At 73.0% G+C, this 17,237-nt stretch carries 15 protein-coding genes and 1 pseudogene; 12 read left to right on the top strand and 4 right to left on the bottom strand.

The features are described 5' to 3' along the window. Positions 1–748 precede the first annotated feature (748 nt). From ACZ7OH_RS09605 to ACZ7OH_RS09565, 9 genes are all read left to right on the top strand, one after another. On the top strand, positions 749–3,046 hold the full coding sequence (locus ACZ7OH_RS09605) for a hypothetical protein (RefSeq protein WP_470280460.1): 2,298 nt from the start codon (positions 749–751) through the stop codon (positions 3,044–3,046). Further along, positions 3,036–3,359 carry a hypothetical protein gene (locus tag ACZ7OH_RS09600; RefSeq protein ID WP_470280459.1) on the top strand — a complete coding sequence of 108 codons (324 nt, stop codon included), beginning with the start codon at positions 3,036–3,038 and terminating at the stop codon, positions 3,357–3,359. The genes ACZ7OH_RS09605 and ACZ7OH_RS09600 overlap by 11 nt, the downstream gene beginning before the upstream one ends. A gap of 118 nt (positions 3,360–3,477) precedes the next feature. Next, positions 3,478–4,647: an ADP-forming succinate--CoA ligase subunit beta gene (gene sucC, locus ACZ7OH_RS09595; RefSeq protein WP_400900562.1), complete on the top strand. Its 1,170-nt coding sequence runs from the start codon at positions 3,478–3,480 to the stop codon at positions 4,645–4,647. 1 nt (position 4,648) lies between these two features. Next, on the top strand, positions 4,649–5,539 hold the full coding sequence (sucD, locus tag ACZ7OH_RS09590; RefSeq protein ID WP_364462415.1) for a succinate--CoA ligase subunit alpha: 891 nt from the start codon (positions 4,649–4,651) through the stop codon (positions 5,537–5,539). A 207-nt stretch (positions 5,540–5,746) separates the two neighbouring features. Beyond that, on the top strand, positions 5,747–6,547 hold the full coding sequence (locus ACZ7OH_RS09585; protein WP_470280458.1) for a DUF5336 domain-containing protein: 801 nt from the start codon (positions 5,747–5,749) through the stop codon (positions 6,545–6,547). Between the two features lie 145 nt (positions 6,548–6,692). Next, positions 6,693–8,174: a cell division protein PerM gene (locus ACZ7OH_RS09580; protein WP_470280457.1), complete on the top strand. Its 1,482-nt coding sequence runs from the start codon at positions 6,693–6,695 to the stop codon at positions 8,172–8,174. 78 nt (positions 8,175–8,252) lie between these two features. Next, the gene (purN, locus tag ACZ7OH_RS09575) at positions 8,253–8,870 is read left to right on the top strand and encodes a phosphoribosylglycinamide formyltransferase (protein WP_400901913.1); all 618 of its coding nucleotides are present in this window, start codon (positions 8,253–8,255) and stop codon (positions 8,868–8,870) included. Then, positions 8,860–10,422, top strand: a complete 1,563-nt coding sequence (purH, locus tag ACZ7OH_RS09570; protein ID WP_470280456.1) for a bifunctional phosphoribosylaminoimidazolecarboxamide formyltransferase/IMP cyclohydrolase — start codon at positions 8,860–8,862, stop codon at positions 10,420–10,422. Before purN ends, purH begins: the two co-directional genes overlap by 11 nt. A gap of 28 nt (positions 10,423–10,450) precedes the next feature. Beyond that, positions 10,451–11,236, top strand: a complete 786-nt coding sequence (locus ACZ7OH_RS09565; RefSeq protein ID WP_470280455.1) for a hypothetical protein — start codon at positions 10,451–10,453, stop codon at positions 11,234–11,236. Positions 11,237–11,245: 9 nt separating this feature from the next. On the opposite strand, the gene ACZ7OH_RS09560 is transcribed toward ACZ7OH_RS09565, so the two are convergent. The 4 genes from ACZ7OH_RS09560 to ACZ7OH_RS09545 form a co-directional block, all read right to left on the bottom strand. Next, positions 11,246–12,090, bottom strand: a protein-coding gene (locus tag ACZ7OH_RS09560) for an IS5 family transposase (RefSeq protein ID WP_470280454.1) whose coding sequence is annotated in 2 segments (ribosomal slippage) — positions 11,246–11,788 and positions 11,791–12,090 — 843 coding nt in all. Because the reading frame shifts where the segments join, the coding sequence is not laid out codon by codon here. An 86-nt stretch (positions 12,091–12,176) separates the two neighbouring features. Next, positions 12,177–12,683: a GNAT family N-acetyltransferase gene (locus ACZ7OH_RS09555; protein ID WP_470280453.1), complete on the bottom strand. Its 507-nt coding sequence runs from the start codon at positions 12,681–12,683 to the stop codon at positions 12,177–12,179. After that, entirely contained in the window at positions 12,680–13,429 is a 750-nt protein-coding gene (locus tag ACZ7OH_RS09550; RefSeq protein ID WP_470280452.1) for a hypothetical protein, read from the bottom strand. Before ACZ7OH_RS09550 ends, ACZ7OH_RS09555 begins: the two co-directional genes overlap by 4 nt. 68 nt (positions 13,430–13,497) lie before the next feature. After that, positions 13,498–13,965 (bottom strand): GNAT family N-acetyltransferase, encoded by a 468-nt coding sequence (locus ACZ7OH_RS09545; protein ID WP_470280451.1) that lies wholly within the window; start codon positions 13,963–13,965, stop codon positions 13,498–13,500. 209 nt (positions 13,966–14,174) lie between these two features. Between ACZ7OH_RS09545 and ACZ7OH_RS09540 the strand changes: the two genes are divergently transcribed. From ACZ7OH_RS09540 to ACZ7OH_RS09530, 3 genes and pseudogenes are all read left to right on the top strand, one after another. Next, the gene (locus ACZ7OH_RS09540) at positions 14,175–14,369 is read left to right on the top strand and encodes a hypothetical protein (RefSeq protein ID WP_470280450.1); all 195 of its coding nucleotides are present in this window, start codon (positions 14,175–14,177) and stop codon (positions 14,367–14,369) included. 153 nt (positions 14,370–14,522) lie between these two features. After that, positions 14,523–15,182: pseudogene (locus ACZ7OH_RS09535) on the top strand (hypothetical protein); the annotation flags it as partial. A 490-nt stretch (positions 15,183–15,672) separates the two neighbouring features. Beyond that, the gene (locus tag ACZ7OH_RS09530; RefSeq protein ID WP_470280862.1) at positions 15,673–17,235 is read left to right on the top strand and encodes a DNA polymerase Y family protein; all 1,563 of its coding nucleotides are present in this window, start codon (positions 15,673–15,675) and stop codon (positions 17,233–17,235) included. Positions 17,236–17,237 lie beyond the last annotated feature (2 nt).

The raw sequence follows: 17,237 nt of genomic DNA, 5'->3' as shown, positions 1-17,237 counted from the left end.
CCTTCAGTGCCGGGGAAGGAGCTTGGCCGCCGGGGGAGCGGTGTGAAGCCAAGACAGGGCCTTCCATCGTCGGGGAGCCGGGTCGAGGACTGTGGGCGGGGGAACCCGGTGAGCCAACCTCGGGGGTGGTTCGCTCGTCGTCCTACTTCGTGACCTGACTGTAATGGGGACCGGGGGACAGTAACGAAGGGGCACCGCTGTAGGCAAGATCTGCCCCCGGCGGCGGCCGAACGGGTGGACAAGATCTTGCGTCGACCTGTGGAAATTACCCAAAGTTAGAGAGGGTTTACTGCTTTGGTTGTGACTTGCCTTACAACCCTTGCGGGCGGTGATGGACCTACTGAGCCCCGGGTGGCGCCTGGAGACCGGAATAAGGGTTTGCCAGGGATGTTCAAGCATTTTCGACGCGCGAACCGCCCTCGGCAGGGCTGAGGGGCGCGGCCATCAGGGGTCGGGGCCGCAAGGAGAGCCGACCGTTCATCGACACACGCGAACCGTTCACCGACTCGCATGTGTAAGCGGCTCGGCAACGCCAGATTTGTCCGATTGACAAGCGCTCCGCGGTAGGCGGGTAGTCCCTCAGCGCTCGGCGCAATCCTCGCGCCGCCGACCCTGGCACCTCGCACCCGCAGCCGACGCCGGCTTCTCAAGTCTTCCGGACTCGCGACCCGCCCCCAGCGGGCCCACTCGGCGACTCGCGCCCCACTGGAGCCTCCCTCGCCGCCCGGGCTTGCTAGCGTCGCGGGCAATGCCCCCACGCTCAGAGCCCCCGGCCGGGGACACCCCCGGCTCCCCGGCTTCCCCGCATGACCCCGCGGCCACCCGTCCCACCGGCAAGCGGAAGCCTCCTCGCGCACAGGCTTCCCGGCAGGCCTCCACCGAAACCTCAGGTTCGCCAGAGGCAAAGGCCGCCCCGGACCCGGCAACCGCAAGCCGCCCCACGGCCGCCGATCCGGCAAACACTCAGGCCGCCGCGGACTCGGCCTCCGCAGGCGGCCGCCCTGCGGGTGCTGACTCGGCAAACATCCAGGCCGGCGGGGACTCGGCCTCCGCCGACGGCCGCCCTGCGGCCGCCGACTCGGCAACCACCCCGACCGGCGGGGATCCAGGCTCCGCCGGAGGCCGCCCTGGAGTCGCTGGCTCGGCAGCCACCCCGGTCAGCAGGGATTCGGCCTCTACCGGGGGGCGCCCGGCGGGCGCAGGCTCGGCAACCTCCGCAGCCAGCTCGGCGGGCTCCGCCCCCGCAACCACCGGAAGCCGCCCCCAGGACGCCAGCCCAACAGCCACCCGAACCCGCCCCCAGCGCGCCCCGGGTGACCAGCCCGAACCCCCTCCCACCTGGGCCGAGGACACCCCCAAACCGACCATCCCCCTCACCCTCACCGCCCTGGGCGCCGTCGCCCTCACCGCCGCGGCCATCGCCCACGTCTCCCCGGCCGCCGCCCCTGGGTTCACCAGCTGGCCCTGGCTCGCCCTCCTCGCACTCGCGCCCGTCGCAGCCGCCGCGGCCCTCGCCTCCAAGAGACCCGGCCTCGCCAACGGTCTCGTCCTCGGCCTCGCCGCCCTCGCCCCCGGACGGCTCGTCCTCGACCTGCAATTCGCCGTCAACGGCCCCCTCGCCATCCGCCCCGAGCTCTACTTCCCCGACCACTTCATCGGGGGCTCCGCCGTCGGCGCGGGGTTCTGGCTCCTCGTCGCCGGGCACCTGCTCACCGTTGCCGGCGGGGTCGCCGCCTGGCGGGCGAGCCGGAACGATGACGAACCCGAACGACGACGCTGGCGCCTGCTCGTCCCGCTTCTCGCCGTCACCGCGTCGGTCGGGCTGCTCACCGCTCCCGTCGGCTCCGACAACGGCTTCCTCCTCGCCCGGGCCGCCTTCGAAGGGCCCTGGCCCGCCCTCGGCGGCTACCTCCTCCTCGCCGCCGCGTTGCCGCTCGCCGCCGCCCTCGCGCTCGCCGCTCCCTCCGAAAGCACCGCGCGGGGCATGCTGCTCGGCCTCGGTGCCGGGGCCTTCGGGGTCGCCGTGCCGCCGGTTCTCAGCGGCCTCCTCCGAAATGACCTGCACGTCACCTGGGGACCCGTCCTCGCGCTCGGCGCGACCGCCCTCGTCGCCGGGCTCGCCTTCACCCGGCTCAGCGAAAAGCCGAAGGACGCCGAACGCGACGTCACCATCCCCGGCGTCTTCTGGTGGCGCCTGACGACCGGCGTGCTCGGCTTCGCCACCGCCGCGGCCGCCCTCGTCGGGACCTTCGCGCCGCAGGTCGCCGTCAGTGCACTCAACCCCGGGGCCACCGCTCCCAGCACCGCCGCCGCCGAAAGTCCCGCGCGGTGGTTCCTGCTCACCGCCGCCCTGGTCGTCGCCGTGGCCGCCGCGCTCACGCTCGTCCCGGTGACCGCGGCGAAGGCCCGGCCCGTGCTCGGCGTGACCTGGGCCGGGATCGTCCTGGCCGGCACCGCCGTCCTCAACACCGCGCTGACCGCCACCCAGGCCGGCAACCTCGCCGGCTTCGGCGGGGCGGACGTCGGCGCCACCCCGGTCTTCACCTACGACCTCGGCGCCGGCGCGGCCTGGACGTTCGCCGCGCTCGTGCTCGCCGCCCTGACCGCGCTCGCCGCCGTCGGGACCGGGGTCGTCGAACGCGAAGACGCCGGCGATGGCACCGCGAACGCGAGCGTGCTCACCCCGGTCGTGGCCGGGGCGGTGCTCGCCGTCGCCGGGTTCGGGCTGCCCGTCTTCAGCGTGCCCGGCTACGTCGCGCCCGGGCTCTGGTCGAACTTCGACACCCCTTCGTGGGGTCTGTGGACGACCGTCGCGGTCGTCGTCGGCGCGGCCGCGCTCGCCGTGCGGTCGCGACCGAAGCAAGCTGCCGCGCTGCTGACCGGCGCCGCCCTGCTCGCCGCGCTGCACGCCGCGGAGCTGCCCCTCGTCGGCGGCGCCCTCGGCGCCGCGAGCCCGTCGACCGGCTTCTGGGTCAGCCTCGCCGCCGCGGCCGCGCTGCTCGTCGCGGCCGGCATGTCCGCGGCCGGGGGCCGTCGTGAGCCGTGAGCGCCTCCGGGTGCTGCTCGTCGAGTTCGGGAAGCCCGACCCCGCCGCCGTCGCGCTGGGCCGCGTCCTGCGCGACGAAGGCATGGAAGTCGTCCACGCCGGACCCCTGGACACCCTCGATCAGCTCTGCAGCACGGCCGAGCAGGAGGACCCGGACGCCGTCGGCGTGCTCGGCGACGGGCCGCCGCCCGGGCTCGCCGAAGCCTTGAACGGTGTTCGCGTCTTCGCCGGCGAGGACCCCGGAAAAGCCGTGGAATGGTTGCGCGGTGGGCGGTCTCACACCTCGGGAACACCGTCTGACCGCGCACGGTGACCGACTTCACCGGATGCGGAGTCCCCTGCGTCTGCGCAGGTCGCTAACCTCGACTGGTCCGACAGCGCGGTCCGGTCGCGGACCACCTGCAGTGGCGTGTCGTCAGGAGACTGGAGTAGTGGACCTCTACGAGTACCAGGCGAGGGATCTCTTCGCCGCCCACGGAGTACCGGTTCTGCCGGGCTCGGTGGCTAGCACCCCCGAAGAAGCCAAGACCGCCGCGGAGCAGATCGGCAACCAGGTCGTCGTCAAGGCGCAGGTGAAGGTCGGCGGCCGCGGGAAGGCGGGCGGCGTCAAGCTGGCCCAGACGCCCGACGAGGCGAAGGAGAAGGCGGAAGCCATTCTCGGCCTCGACATCAAGGGCCACATCACGCGTCGCGTGCTCGTGGCCGAAGCTTCGGACATCGCGTCCGAGTACTACTTCTCCTTCCTGCTGGACCGCGCGAACCGCACGTTCCTGGCGATGGCGTCCTCCGAGGGCGGCATGGAGATCGAGCAGCTCGCGGTCGAGCGCCCCGACGCGCTCGCCAAGATCCCGGTCGACGCGATCGCCGGGGTCGACAAGGCGAAGGCGCTCGAGATCCTGAAGGCCGGCAACTTCCCGGCCGAGATCATCGACGAAGCCGCCGACGTCGTCGTGAAGCTCTGGGAGACCTTCGTCTCCGAGGACGCCACCCTCGTCGAGGTCAACCCGCTGGTCCGCGACCCGCAGGACAAGATCATCGCCCTCGACGGCAAGGTCACCCTCGACGAGAACGCGGACTTCCGCCAGCCGGGCCACGAGGCCCTCGTGGACAAGGACGCGGAGAACCCGCTCGAGGCGAAGGCCAAGGCCAAGAACCTCAACTACGTCAAGCTCGACGGCCAGGTCGGCATCATCGGCAACGGCGCGGGCCTGGTCATGTCCACTTTGGACGTCGTGGCGTACGCGGGCGAGAAGCACGGCGGCGTGAAGCCGGCGAACTTCCTCGACATCGGCGGCGGCGCGTCGGCCGAGGTCATGGCGGCCGGGCTGGACGTCATCCTCAACGACGCCGACGTGAAGAGCGTCTTCGTCAACGTCTTCGGCGGCATCACCGCCTGCGACGCGGTCGCGAACGGCATCGTCGAGGCCCTGAAGATCCTGGGCGACGAGGCCAGCAAGCCGCTGGTCGTCCGCTTGGACGGCAACAACGTCGTGGAGGGTCGCAAGATCCTGGCGGACGCGAACCACCCGCTGGTCACCGTGGTGGACACAATGGACAACGCGGCCGACAAGGCTGCCGAGCTCGCCGCGGCAGGTGCGTGAGATGTCGATCTTCATCAACGAGAACAGCAAGGTCATCGTCCAGGGGCTCACCGGCTCCGAGGGCATGAAGCACGCGACCAAGATGCTGAAGTCCGGCACGAACATCGTGGGTGGCGTCAACGCCCGCAAGGCCGGTCAGACGGTCACCATCGAGGGCAAGGACCTCACCGTGTTCGGCACGGTCGAGGAGGCCATCAAGGAGACCGGCGCCGACGTCTCGGTCATCTTCGTGCCGCCGAAGTTCGCGAAGGACGCGGTCCTCGAGGCGATCGACGCCGAGATCCCGCTGGCCGTCGTCATCACCGAGGGCATCCCGGTGCACGACTCGGCCTACTTCTGGGCGCACGCCGTCGCGAAGGGCAACAAGACCCGGATCATCGGCCCGAACTGCCCCGGCGTGATCAGCCCGGGCAAGTCGAACGCCGGCATCATCCCGGCCGACATCACCGAGGCCGGCGCCATCGGCCTCGTGTCGAAGTCGGGCACGCTGACCTACCAGATGATGTACGAGCTGCGCGACATCGGCTTCTCCACCGCCGTCGGCATCGGCGGTGACCCCATCATCGGGACCACCCACATCGACGCCCTCGCGGCGTTCGAGCAGGACCCCGAGACCAAGGTCATCGTGATGATCGGTGAGATCGGCGGCGACGCCGAAGAGCGCGCCGCGGCGTACATCAAGGAGAACGTGACGAAGCCGGTCGTCGGTTACGTCGCGGGCTTCACCGCGCCCGAGGGCAAGACCATGGGCCACGCGGGCGCCATCGTGTCGGGTTCCTCCGGCACGGCCGCCGCGAAGAAGGAGGCCCTCGAGGCCGCCGGCGTCAAGGTCGGCAAGACCCCGAGCGAGACCGCCGTCCTCGCGCGTGAGCTGTACAACAACCTCGGCTGAGTCCGAGGCGTAACTCCTGGTGAGGCCGGGCACCTACACGGGTGTCCGGCCTTACCTCGTTCAGGGACGAAACCTCCCGAGGTATTCACGCGTCTGATGGGTCGGCGGCGCCGGAGTGCGCTAGCGTTCTGCGCACACAAGCCGCCTTGTCTTCCCCGGGTGTCCTGGTACCCCGGAGTGCCGGTCGAACCGACAGGAGTGCATCCGATGACCTTCCCCAGCGGTGGGCCTGGCTACCCCCAGCAGGGTGGCGGCCAGCAGCCCCCCGGACCGCCGTCCAGTGGCCTCCCGGCGCAGCAGCCGCCGCCCCACTCGCACCAGGCGCCGTCGGGGGGTGCCGCGAACCTGACGCACAACCTGCCGCTGATGCTCGCGCTCGGCGTCGCGGTCTTCGGCCTCGTCCAGTACTTCCTGGGCTTCTCCGACACCGGTGACGTCGGCCTCGGCGGGGTCTTCCTGCTGGGCGGCGGTCTGCTCGCCGCGATGACGGCGCTGCCGAAGGGCCCGAAGACGCTGCCGTTCGCGGCGCTGTTCAGCGTCCTCGGCGCGCTCGAGGTCCTCGACCAGCTGATCGGGATGCAGACCTCGCCCGGCATCGTCACCGTCATCCTGATCCTGGGCATCCTGCAGATGGCCGCCGCGGTCGCCGCGCTGCTGATCGACCAGGGCGTGCTCAAGCCGCCGGCGGCGAAGCCCGCCGCCGCGCCCTACAGCGGCCAGTACGGCCAGCCCGGCCAGCAGCAGTACGGCCAGCCGGGGCAGCCGGGCCCGCAGGGGCAGCAGGGGCAGCAGGGTCAGCAGTTCGGCCAGCCGGGGCACGGGCCGGTCGCCCCGGGCGGCGAGGCGCCGTTCGGGCAGGGCCAGTACGGCTCGCCGAACCCGCCGTCGACCACGCCGCCGCCGGGGCAGCAGGCCACGACGTACGCCCCGCAGCAGGGCTCGTTCTTCCAGCAGCCGCCGTCGGACAACCCGGGCACGCCGCCCGGCGGGTTCGGCAAGTCGAACTGACGCGGTCCTTCGCAACACCCGCTGTGACGCAGAGTGTCACAGCGGGTGTTTTGCCCTCCGGGGGTTACTCGACCGGGTGGGTTAGCTTCCCCACTCCCGCCGCCGGCGGCGTGGCTCACCCGGTCGGACCAGCGCGGATGTCAGGGTGCGGATCATGGACCTGCTCACCGACTCCCCTGAGGAGCCGGTGAGCGACCTCGGACCCGACGTCGAACTCTCCCGGGCGGCGCGGGTGCGGGTGTTGCTCGCCGCCGCCCTCGGCCCGCTGGTCACCGGCTACGCCGCCGTCGCGACCGTGCTGACGCTGGTCACCCTCACCGCCGAACGCACCGTCTTCTCCGGCACCGGCGTGCTGCTGGCCGCCGGCCCCGGCTGGCTCGCCGCGCACCAGGTGCGCCTCGACCTCGGCGGCCACCCGATCGGCGTACTGCCGCTCCTGCCGACGCTGGGCTCGCTCGCGCTGGCAGCGAGGACGGCGTCCGGCGCCGCCACGCGCCTCGGCTGCCGGTCGCCCCGCGAAGCGCTGCCGGTGTTCGCCACGATCGCCCTCGCGCACGGGCTGTTCGGGCTGGTCGTCGCGCTCTTCGCGCAGGGCTCGCCGGTGACGGCCGACCCGCTGGTCGCGTTCGCCGTGCCCGGGCTGCTGGCCGCGCTGGCCGCGGGCGTGGGCGTCGTCTGGAACTGCGGGCTACCGGACGTCGTCGCCGAACGCCTCGACCCCCTCGCCCTGCGCGGCGTCCGGGCCGGCGCGCTCGGGCTCGCGGTACTGGTGGCCTGCGGCTGCGTCGTCTTCACCGTCGCGACCGCGCTGTCCTGGCGGACGGTCGCCGACATGTACGAGCCCGCGTTCGGCAGCAGCTTCGGGATGTTCCTGCTCTCCGTTCTGTACCTGCCCAACGCGGTCGCGGCCACGCTGTCGTTCGTCGCCGGACCGGGGTTCTCGATCGGTGACCTGACCGTCGGTATGTTCGGCTACCGCGCCGGCGCCGTGCCCGGCGTCCCGCTGCTCGGCGGCCTGCCCGAGCACCACGCGGCGTGGTGGCCGGCGCTGCTGGTGCTGCCCGCGGCGGCCGGCGCGCTGGTCGGCTGGTCGCTGCGCAAGGTGGACGCCGACCCGGCGCAGCGCATCCGCACGGTCGCGGTGGCCGGCGCGGTGGTCGCGCTCGGCTGCGTCCTGCTGGGCACCCTGTCCGGCGGACGGCTCGGCGACGGCCCGTTCGACCCGGTGAGCGTGCCGGTCGGCGTCGCGTCGGTCGTCGCGTTCTGCTGGATCGTCATCCCGGGCTCGTTCGTCGCGTTCTTCACCGGCGAGCACGAGCCGCCGGCGCCGCCGGAGGCCCTCGAGGACAACGAAGCCTTCGAGGACGCCGACGAGGTCGACGCCGAAGAAGCGGCCGAAGCCGTCGAGGAACTCGAAGCGTCCGAAGCGTCCGAAGCGTCCGAAGAGGACGAAGAAGCCGAAGAAGGCGAAGAGCCCGAAGAGGCCGAGGAACCCGCCGAGGACACGGAGTTCGACGCGGAAGCCGACGCCGAACTCGGTCTCGAAGACGTCCCGGCCGACGGCGAAGCTGTGACCGGAGGCACCGAGACCTGCGGCGACGTCGAGGCGGACGGGACCGACCGTTAGGGTTGTCGTGACCTGGTGAAGCGCCGTGCGCACCGGCTGCGCACCGCCCGCGGCAAGGAGCCCGCTCTGTCTCAACGGTTGGAGCTGCCCACCCCGGTGAAGCTCGTCGTCCTCGCGTCGGGCTCCGGCACCCTCCTGCAGGCGGTGCTGGACGCCACCGCGCGGTCCGGCTTCCCGGCCAAGGTCGTCGCCGTCGGCGCCGACCGCACCGGCATCGAGGCGCTGACCCGCGCCGAACGCGTGAGCATCCCGTCGTTCACGGTCCGCGTCGCCGACCACCCCGACCGCGCCGCCTGGGACAAGGCGCTGACCGAAGCCGTCGCGGCCTACCAGCCCGACCTGGTCGTCTCCGCGGGGTTCATGAAGATCCTCGGCGAGCAGTTCCTCGGCCGCTTCACGGTGATCAACACGCACCCGGCGCTGCTGCCGTCGTTCCCCGGGATGCACGCGGTCCGCGACGCCCTCGAAGCCGGCGTCAAGGTCACCGGCTCGACCGTGCACTTCGCGGACGCCGGGGTCGACACCGGGCCGATCATCGCCCAGGAAGCCGTCGTCGTGGAGCACGACGACACCGAAGACGTCCTGCACGAACGGATCAAGGCCGTCGAGCGCAGGCTGCTGGTGGAAACGATCGAGCGACTCGGCCGCGGCGGCTGCGCCGTGGACGGACGAAAGGTGACATTTCGTGAGCACTGACCTGGGACGGCGCCCGGTCCGCCGGGCGCTGATCGGCGTCTCGGACAAGGCGGGCCTGCTGGACCTCGCGACCGGCCTGCACGCGGCCGGCGTCGAGATCGTCTCCACGGGCGGCACGGCGAAGGTCATCGCCGACGCCGGTGTCCCGGTCACGCCGGTCGAAGAGGTCACCGGCTTCCCCGAGTCGCTCGACGGCCGCGTCAAGACGCTGCACCCGCGCGTGCACGCCGGCCTGCTCGCCGACCAGGGCAACCCCGACCACGTCGAGCAGCTGCGCAAGCTGGACATCGCGGCGTTCGACCTGCTGGTGGTCAACCTGTACCCGTTCGAGCAGACCGTCGCGTCGGGGGCGAGTCCCGAGGACTGCGTCGAGAACATCGACATCGGCGGCCCGGCCATGGTCCGCGGCGCGGCGAAGAACCACGGCAGCGTCGCGGTCGTCGTCGACCCGGCCCGTTACGCCTGGGTGCTCGAGCGCGTCGCCGACGGCGGCTTCGACCTGAACGACCGCAAGCGCCTCGCGGCCCAGGCGTACGCGCACACGGCGTCGTACGACATCGCCGTCGCGTCGTGGTTCTCCAACGTCTACGCGCCCGCGGACGACTCCGGCTTCCCCGAGTTCTCCGGCATCAGCTGGGAACGCGGCGAAGTGCTGCGTTACGGCGAGAACCCGCACCAGAAGGCCGCGCTGTACAAGGGACACCGGGCCGGCCTGGCGCACGCCGAGCAGCTGCACGGCAAGGCCATGTCCTACAACAACTACGTCGACACCGACGCCGCCCGTCGCGCCGCGTTCGACTTCGCCGAGCCCGCCGTCGCGATCATCAAGCACGCCAACCCGTGCGGCATCGCGGTCGGCACGGACATCGCCGAGGCGCACCGCAAGGCCCACGCGTGCGACCCGGTTTCGGCCTACGGCGGCGTCATCGCGACGAACCGGCCGGTCAGCCGCGAGGCCGCCGAGCAGATCGCCGAGGTCTTCACCGAGGTCGTCCTGGCGCCGGACTTCGACGCCGAAGCGCTGGAGATCCTGCAGCGCAAGAAGAACATCCGGCTGCTCAAGCTGCCGGAGATCGCGCACCCGGCCCCGATCGAGTTCCGCCAGATCTCCGGCGGCGTGCTCGTGCAGACCGTCGACGCGATCGACGCGCCGGGCGACGACCCGGCGTCGTGGACGCTGGCGACCGGCACCCCGGCCGACGAGCAGACCCTGCGCGACCTCGAGTTCGCGTGGCGCTCGCTGCGCGCGGTCAAGTCGAACGCGATCCTGCTCGCCGCGGACGGCGCGACCGTCGGCGTCGGCATGGGCCAGGTCAACCGCGTCGACTCGTCGCGGCTGGCGGTCTCGCGGGCGGGCGACCGGGCGAAGGGCTCGGTCGGCGCGTCGGACGCGTTCTTCCCGTTCCCGGACGGCCTGGAGGTGCTGATCGAGGCGGGCGTCCGCGCGGTCGTGCAGCCCGGCGGCTCGGTCCGCGACCCCGAGGTGATCGCGGCCGCGGAGAAGGCGGGCGTCACGATGTACCTGACGGGAACGCGCCACTTCGCGCACTGATCCCGCGCGCTTCGAGAGGGAGGGCTCGATGCAGCAACCACCGCCTTACGGACAGGGTCAGCCGGGCTACGGGCAGCAGGGGCCGCCGGGGTATCCCCAGCAGCCCGGCTACCCGCCGCCCGGGTACCCGCCGCAGCAAGGCCATCCCGGTTACCCGCCGCAGGGCTATCCCGGCTACGGGCCCGGCTACGGCGCGCCGATGCCGCCGCCGAAGAAAAAGCGGACCGGGTTGATCCTCGGGATCGTCGGCGCGGTGGTCGTGCTGCTCGGCGTGGGCATCCCGGGTGCGATCTTCGCGAGCGACTACTTCGCGAGCACCGGCGCGGCACCGTCGTCGTCGCCGGTGCCCGCCGAGTGCCAGGTCCCGGCCCAGACGCTGGAGAAGGCGGGCTTCCCGAGCTTCGCGGCGGGCGGCCCGGGCACCGCGAACCTGCCCGGTCTCAAGCAGGTCAACTGCGGCTGGAAGCCCGGCCCCGACGAGAACGTCCGCGACGCGACGTTGAGCGTCCGGGTCACGGCGTATTCCGGCGAGAACGCGCGCGAGGGGGCGAACCGCCTGTACCAGCCGATCAACCCGGCGGTGCCGCCGACCGAAGTGAAAGGCATCGGCGACAAGGCGACGCTGGTCCACCTGGTGACGCAGAGCGCGTTCAGCGGGTCGGAACTGCACGTCCTGAAGGGCACGACGGTGGTCGTCGTCGAGGTGTCCGGCTGGGACAAGGGGTTCTTCTCGAACTCCCCGATGCCGCAGCAGGAGACCGACGACGCGGCGAAGGCCGTCGGCGCGGAGGTCGTGAAGAAGCTGGGGCGCTAGGGCCTGTCCTCAAAGCCAGATGAGCAGGGTGGCCAGGTCGATCATGCTCCGGTAGGAGGTGGCGGTCTTGTCGAAGCGGGTGGCGATGGCACGGAACTGTTTGAGGCGGTTGAAGCAGCGTTCGACGATGTTTCGGCGTTTGTAGGCGGCGCGGTCGAAGGCCGGTGGGCGTCCACCGGCCCGGCCGCGGCGCAGCCGGTGGGCCTGCTGGTCCCGGCGTTCGGGAATCGTCGCCGGGATGTGCCGTCGGCGCAGATAGGTGCGGATGGCGCGGCTGGAGTAGCCCTTGTCGGCGAGCACCCGGCTCGGTCGGATCGCTGGTCGCCCGGGACCTGGGCGGCGGAACTCAATCCCGGCCATGACAGCGGTGAACTGGGTGCAGTCGTTGACGTTGCCGCCGGTCAGCACCACCGATAGGGGCCGTCCGTGGCCGTCGCAGGCGAGGTGGATCTTGGTGGTGAGTCCGCCCCGGGACCGGCCGATGGCATGATCATCTGGCTCGTTGTGCCCGCCGCAAGATCCGTTCGCCCCCCCGTGTGGGACGCCGTCCTTCGACGGGCGCCCGCAGCGTGCTGATGCGCCCGCACGATGCTGGAATCGACCGACACTTCCCGGTCGAGTTCGTCGATCGCCTCGGCGATCACCCGGACCTGCGCCACCAAGGCGGACAGGGTGCCGGTGCGTGACCAGCGCCAGAACCGGTTGTAGACCGTCTTCCACGGCCCATACCGTTCTGGCAGGTCCCGCCAGGCAACTCCCGTCCTGGCTTTGAACAGCATCCCGTTGATCACCCGACGGTCATCCACGCGCGGACGCCCCTTCGCGCCAGACGCCGGAAGCAACGGCTCGATCATTTGCCACTGCTCATCAGTCAGCTCGTGCCTACGCACCACAACCCAAGATCAAAGCAGACCACCCGCACCAGCTTTGAGGACAGGCCCTAGGGCCGGAAGAGCGCGTAGACCACTTCGTCGCGCCAACCGCCGTCGCGCCAGGTGACTTCGCGCAGCACGCCTTCGCGGTGGAAACCGGCTCGCTCCAGCGTTTTCTGCTCGGCGACGTTCCCGCCGCCGGTGAACGCCTCGAGCCGGTGGGCGCGGGTGACCGAGAACAGGTGCGCGACGAGCAGCCGGTGCGCCGTCAGGCCGATGCCCCGGCCGCGGTGTTCCGGCAGCAGCGTCAGGCCGATTTCGAAGCAGCCGCCCGCGGGCCCGCCGCGGTCGGCGGCCTCCCAGCTCGCCATGCCCGCGACGACGTCGTCCGCCGTCACGGCCAGCGCCGCGTCGTGAGGGCCGAGGTAGCCGTCTTCGGCCCAGCGACGCCGGCGTACCCGCGGGTCGGCGAACCCGGTCCACTGGTGCGTGCCCAGCACCGCCGGGTCCGTCGCGAACCGGTCCAGGACCGGCAGGTCCTCCTCGCGGAACGGCCGCAGCGCGACGTCGGTCACGCGGGGGCGGGCAGCGTCTTGCAGAGCGCGACCGGGAACTTCGGGTCCGCCGCCCGGATGTCCGCGCAGCCGGCCGTCTTGACCTGCGCGAACGACGTCCAGCCCGCGGCGCTCCAGCGGAAGGCCGCGCGGGCCGGCGGATCGGTCTGGCGCAGCAGGAGGTCGAGGACCAGCCAGTCCGGGTCGCAGGCGCGGGTGGTGCCCGCGCTGTCGGCGCCCGCCGCGGACACCGCGGCGCCGATCCACGCCGGGTCGCAGTGGTCGGCGGGCGGGGCGCAGGTGCCCTGGGGCGCGCAGTGGCCCCAGCCGGCGCCGAGCTTGTGCCAGGCGTTGCCGTTGTCGCCGTTGAGGATCACCGTGCGGTCCGCGACCGGCGACGACGTGGTGAGCTGCAGCTCGGCGGGCACCTTGTCCTGGCAGCCGCCCGCCGCGGGCCGCGTCGAGTAGACGACGTCGGCGCGCACGTCGGTCTTGGTCTCCACGACCTGCTCGATCCGCGGCTCCCGGACGCAGCCGGGGTCCTTGCCGGGCAGCGCGACCTGCACGAACAGGCTGACGTCGTCCTGGCCGGGCCGGATCCCGGTGACGTCGGCGCGGAACGAGCGCCACTCCGCGCCCATCGTCGTCGGCCCGGGGGCCGCCGCTTTCGCACCGGGCACCCCACCGCCCGCGGTGAGCACGACGGCCGCCACCGCACCCGCCGCGACCAGCGCTCCGGCGACCCACAGAACCGGCCGTTTGGTCATCGCCCACCCCCAGAAGTCCACCGGGGAATCTAGCCGACGCCGCAGCGTCAGGCGGGCAGACCGGGTTATTAGCGCTGTGTGACGTCTTTCTCGAGGTACACCGCGCCGCTGATGTGCCCGGCGGCGTCGGGCGCGTCGGTGAGCCGGTAGCCGGCGCGCTGGTAGAGCGTGATGTTCCGGGTGCTGCGGGCCCCGGTGAAGAGGGCGAACCGGCGCGCCTCGGCGGGCGCGTGCGCTTCGGCGTGCTCGAGCAGGCGCCGGCCGAGCCCGCGCCCGGCGAGGTCCGGCGCGACCATCAGCCGGCCCAGCTCCCAGCGGTCGCCTTCGAGCCGGGCCCGCACCGCGCCGACCAGCCGGTGGTCCTCCCGCAGGACCCACACCGACCACGTCTTCGTCCAGTCGCGGACGTCTTCGAGGGTTTCGTGCAGCGCGGGGATGTCGAGGGTGTCGTTGAGGACGGCCTCCTGGACCCAGCAGCAGCGTTGCAGGACGAGCAGTTCCGGGCAGTCTTCGGGCCGGGCTTCGGTGAGCTCCACGGCGTCTGTCTAGCGAGCGAGGTTCGGCGCGGGCAACTTCATTACCGTGGCGGGGTGACCGATCTTCTGCGCGCCGCGTTGGACGCCCCGGGTTTCGCGCCGCTGCCTTCGCGAGCGCGGGAGCTGCTGGAGACGCTGGGCGCGCCGCCGCGGCTGGCGGCGCACCTGCGCGCTGGGCCGCGGACCGGGTTCAGTTCGACGCCGAGGCGGTGCTGTTCGGCGCGGCCACGCACGACGTCGGGAAGGTGCTGCAACCCTCGGAGCTGTCCGGGCCGGGTTCGGCGCACGAGCCGGCCGGGCACGCGTTGCTGCTGGCGCACGGGGTTCCCGAGCGCCTGGCGCGGATCGCTTCGGAGGCCGACGCGCGCCTCGCGTTCCAGGGTTCGTACCCCACCAGTGGGTGACTTGACACCTCGGGTGGTTCGCGGTTGACTTGTCCACGTCGAACAAGTGTTCGACGTGGAACCGCCGCCTTCCCCGCGGCGAACGTGTGCCGTCGGTCGTGTTTTGGGAGAGGCCCGACCGCCGGCCTGGTCCGTTGTGGGGAGGTGCGTGCGGTGACCGCTGTGGTGGAGCCGCCGGTGGCCCGGCTGGCGGCCCTGCCGGGGGTCAGCACGGCGAGCCGGGTCGCGGCCCAGGCCGAGCGCGCGCGGGTGACGGGAAGGGTGCTCCCGGTCGCCCCGGCGCTGGCCGGGCTGCTGCCCGCCGCCGGGCTCCGGCGCGGGAGCACGGTGGCGGTCCACGGGGGAACGTCGCTGCTGCTCACGTTGCTGGCGGAAGCCACCGCGGCCGGATCGTGGGCGGCCGTGGTCGGCATGCCGTCGCTGGGGTTGGCGGCGGCGGCCGAGTACGGCGTGGACCTGAGCCGGGTGGCGCTGGTCCCGCGGCCGGGGGTGGAGCTCCCGGCGGTGGTAGCGGCCCTGCTCGACGGGGTCGACCTGGTGGCGGTCCATTCGGAGACGGTCCAGCCGGCGGTGGCGCGCCGGTTGTCCGCCCGGGCCAGGCATCGTGGGGCGGTGCTGCTGGCGTTCGGCGCGTGGCCGGCGGCGGACGTCGAGTTGTCGTGCCGGTTTTCGGCGTGGCGGGGGCTGGAGGGTGGCTACGGGCACTTGCGCGAGCGTGAGGTGACGGTGCGGGCCCGCGGCCGGGGGGCCGCGGCTCGTCCGGTGACGGCTTCGCTGGCGCTGCCCGGTCCTGCGGGTTCGGTAGCTGGCGCCGCCGCCTCCGCCGCCTCCGCCGGCTCGCTCGGGGCTGCTGGTCTCGCCGCCGGTGCTGCTGGTTCGCTCGGCGCTCCCGCTTCCACCGGCTCGCTCGGGGCTCCTGGCCTCGCCGCCGGTGCTGCTGGTTCGCTCGCCACCGCCGGCCTGGTCTCCGCTCCCATTGGCTCGCCCGGTGCCTCCGCTGCCGCAGCACCGCTTTCCGGCCGCGCCGCCTCGGCCGCCGCTTCCGGTTCGGCCGCGGGTTCGCTTTCCCGCTCCCTCCGCGGGGAGGCGACGGCATGACCGCAGTCAGTCCACTGTGGACAACATCGCCCGCTCCCGCGCGACTGGCACCGTGCCGCCCGCGCGGCCCCCTGCGCCCGGCACCGGGCCGCCTGCCCGAGGCCGCGCGCCTTCCACTCACGCACCCGAGCCACACCCGCACTCCTCGCGGGGAGGCCTCATGACCGTCCCCGCGCAACGGCGGTCCGGTGAGCTCGCCACCCGGATGCTCGTCCTCTGGTGTCCGGACTGGCCCGTCGCCGCCGCCGCGGCCGCCGGTGGCGTGCCCGTCACCACCCCCGCCGCCGTCTTCAGTGCCAACCGGGTCGTCGCGAGCAATGCCGCCGCCCGGCGCAACGGTGTCCGGCGGGGGCTGCGGCGGCGGGAAGCGCAGTCGAACTGTCCGGACCTGGCCGTCTTCGCCGTCGATGACGGCCGGGATGCCCGGCTCTTCGAAGCCGTCGCGCGGGCCGTCGAAGGGCTCGTCGTCGGGGTCGAGGTCGTGCGGCCCGGGCTCGTCGCCGTGCCCGTCGACGGTGCCGCCGGGTACTTCGGTGGCGAGCACGCCCTCGTCGAACGGCTCGTCGACGAGGTGTCCGCCGCGGCCGGCGTCGAATGCCAGGTCGGCGTCGCCGAGGGGCTCTTCGCCGCCACACTCGCCGCGCGGTGCGGGGAGTTCGTCGAACCCGGGCGCGTCGCCGAGTTCCTCGCGCCGCTGCCCGTCACCGAGCTCGACCAGCCCGGCGCCGACCGCGCGGAGCTCGTCGACCTGTTGCGGCGCCTCGGGTTGCGCACCCTCGGGGCCTTCGCGGAACTGCCGGAACGCGACGTCGTCAACCGGTTCGGCGCCGCCGGCGTGCTGGCCCACCGGCTGGCGCGGGGGCGGTCCGAACGGCCGCCGCTGCGACGGAGCCCGCCGCCCGAGCTGACGCTGACCGAGGAGTTCGACCCGGTCGTCGAGCGGGTCGACGTCGCCGCGTTCCTCGCCAAGGGCCTCGCCGCGCGGTTCTGCGCCGGGCTCGCCGGCCACGGCCTGGCCTGCACCCGGCTCGGCATCTACGCGGTCACCGAAGAGGGCGAACACCTCGGCCGCGCGTGGCGGTGCGCGGAACCGCTGACGCCCACCGGGGTCGCCGACCGCGTGCGCTGGCAGTTCGAGGGCTGGCTGCGCGCGGCACCAGGGCAGCGCCCGACGTCCGGCGTGGTGCGGCTGCGGCTGGAACCCGAGGAGGTCGTCGAGGGGCGTTCGCTGCAGCTCGACCTGTGGCGGAACGGCGGTTCCGAAGAGGAAGACGAGCGCGCGGCGCGGGCGTTCGTGCGCGTCCAGGGCCTGCTCGGGCCGGAGGGCGTGGTGACGCCGCTGCTCGACGGCGGCCGCGACCCGGCGGGCCGCGTCCGGCTGGTGCCGTGGGGCGACCAGCGCGAGCCGGTGACGCCCCCGGACGCGACGTGGCCCGGACGGCTGCCGGCGCCGTCCCCGGCGACGGTCCTCGACCGCCCGGTGCCGGCCCAGGTCTTCGACGCCGAGGGCAGCCCGGTCGGCATTTCGGCGCGCGACCAGCTGACGTCGGTCCCGCACGGCCTGAGCATCACCGGCGGCCCGCGGCGGGAGGTCGTGGGGTGGGCGGGCCCGTGGCCCCTGGCGGGCGACCGCCGAAGACCGGGCCCGCGGCGCGCGCGGGTGCAGCTGCTGCTCGCCGGCGAACCGGACGACCCGCCCGAGGCGGTGCTCCTGCACTGCGCGGGCACGGAAAATCCACTGTGGACGGTCGAGGGAGTGTACGACTGAGC

The sequence above is a fragment of the Amycolatopsis sp. NPDC114478 genome (genome assembly GCF_055633805.1).
Note: the sequence above shows the minus strand (reverse complement) of the source record. Positions and strands in the feature narration are given on the sequence as shown.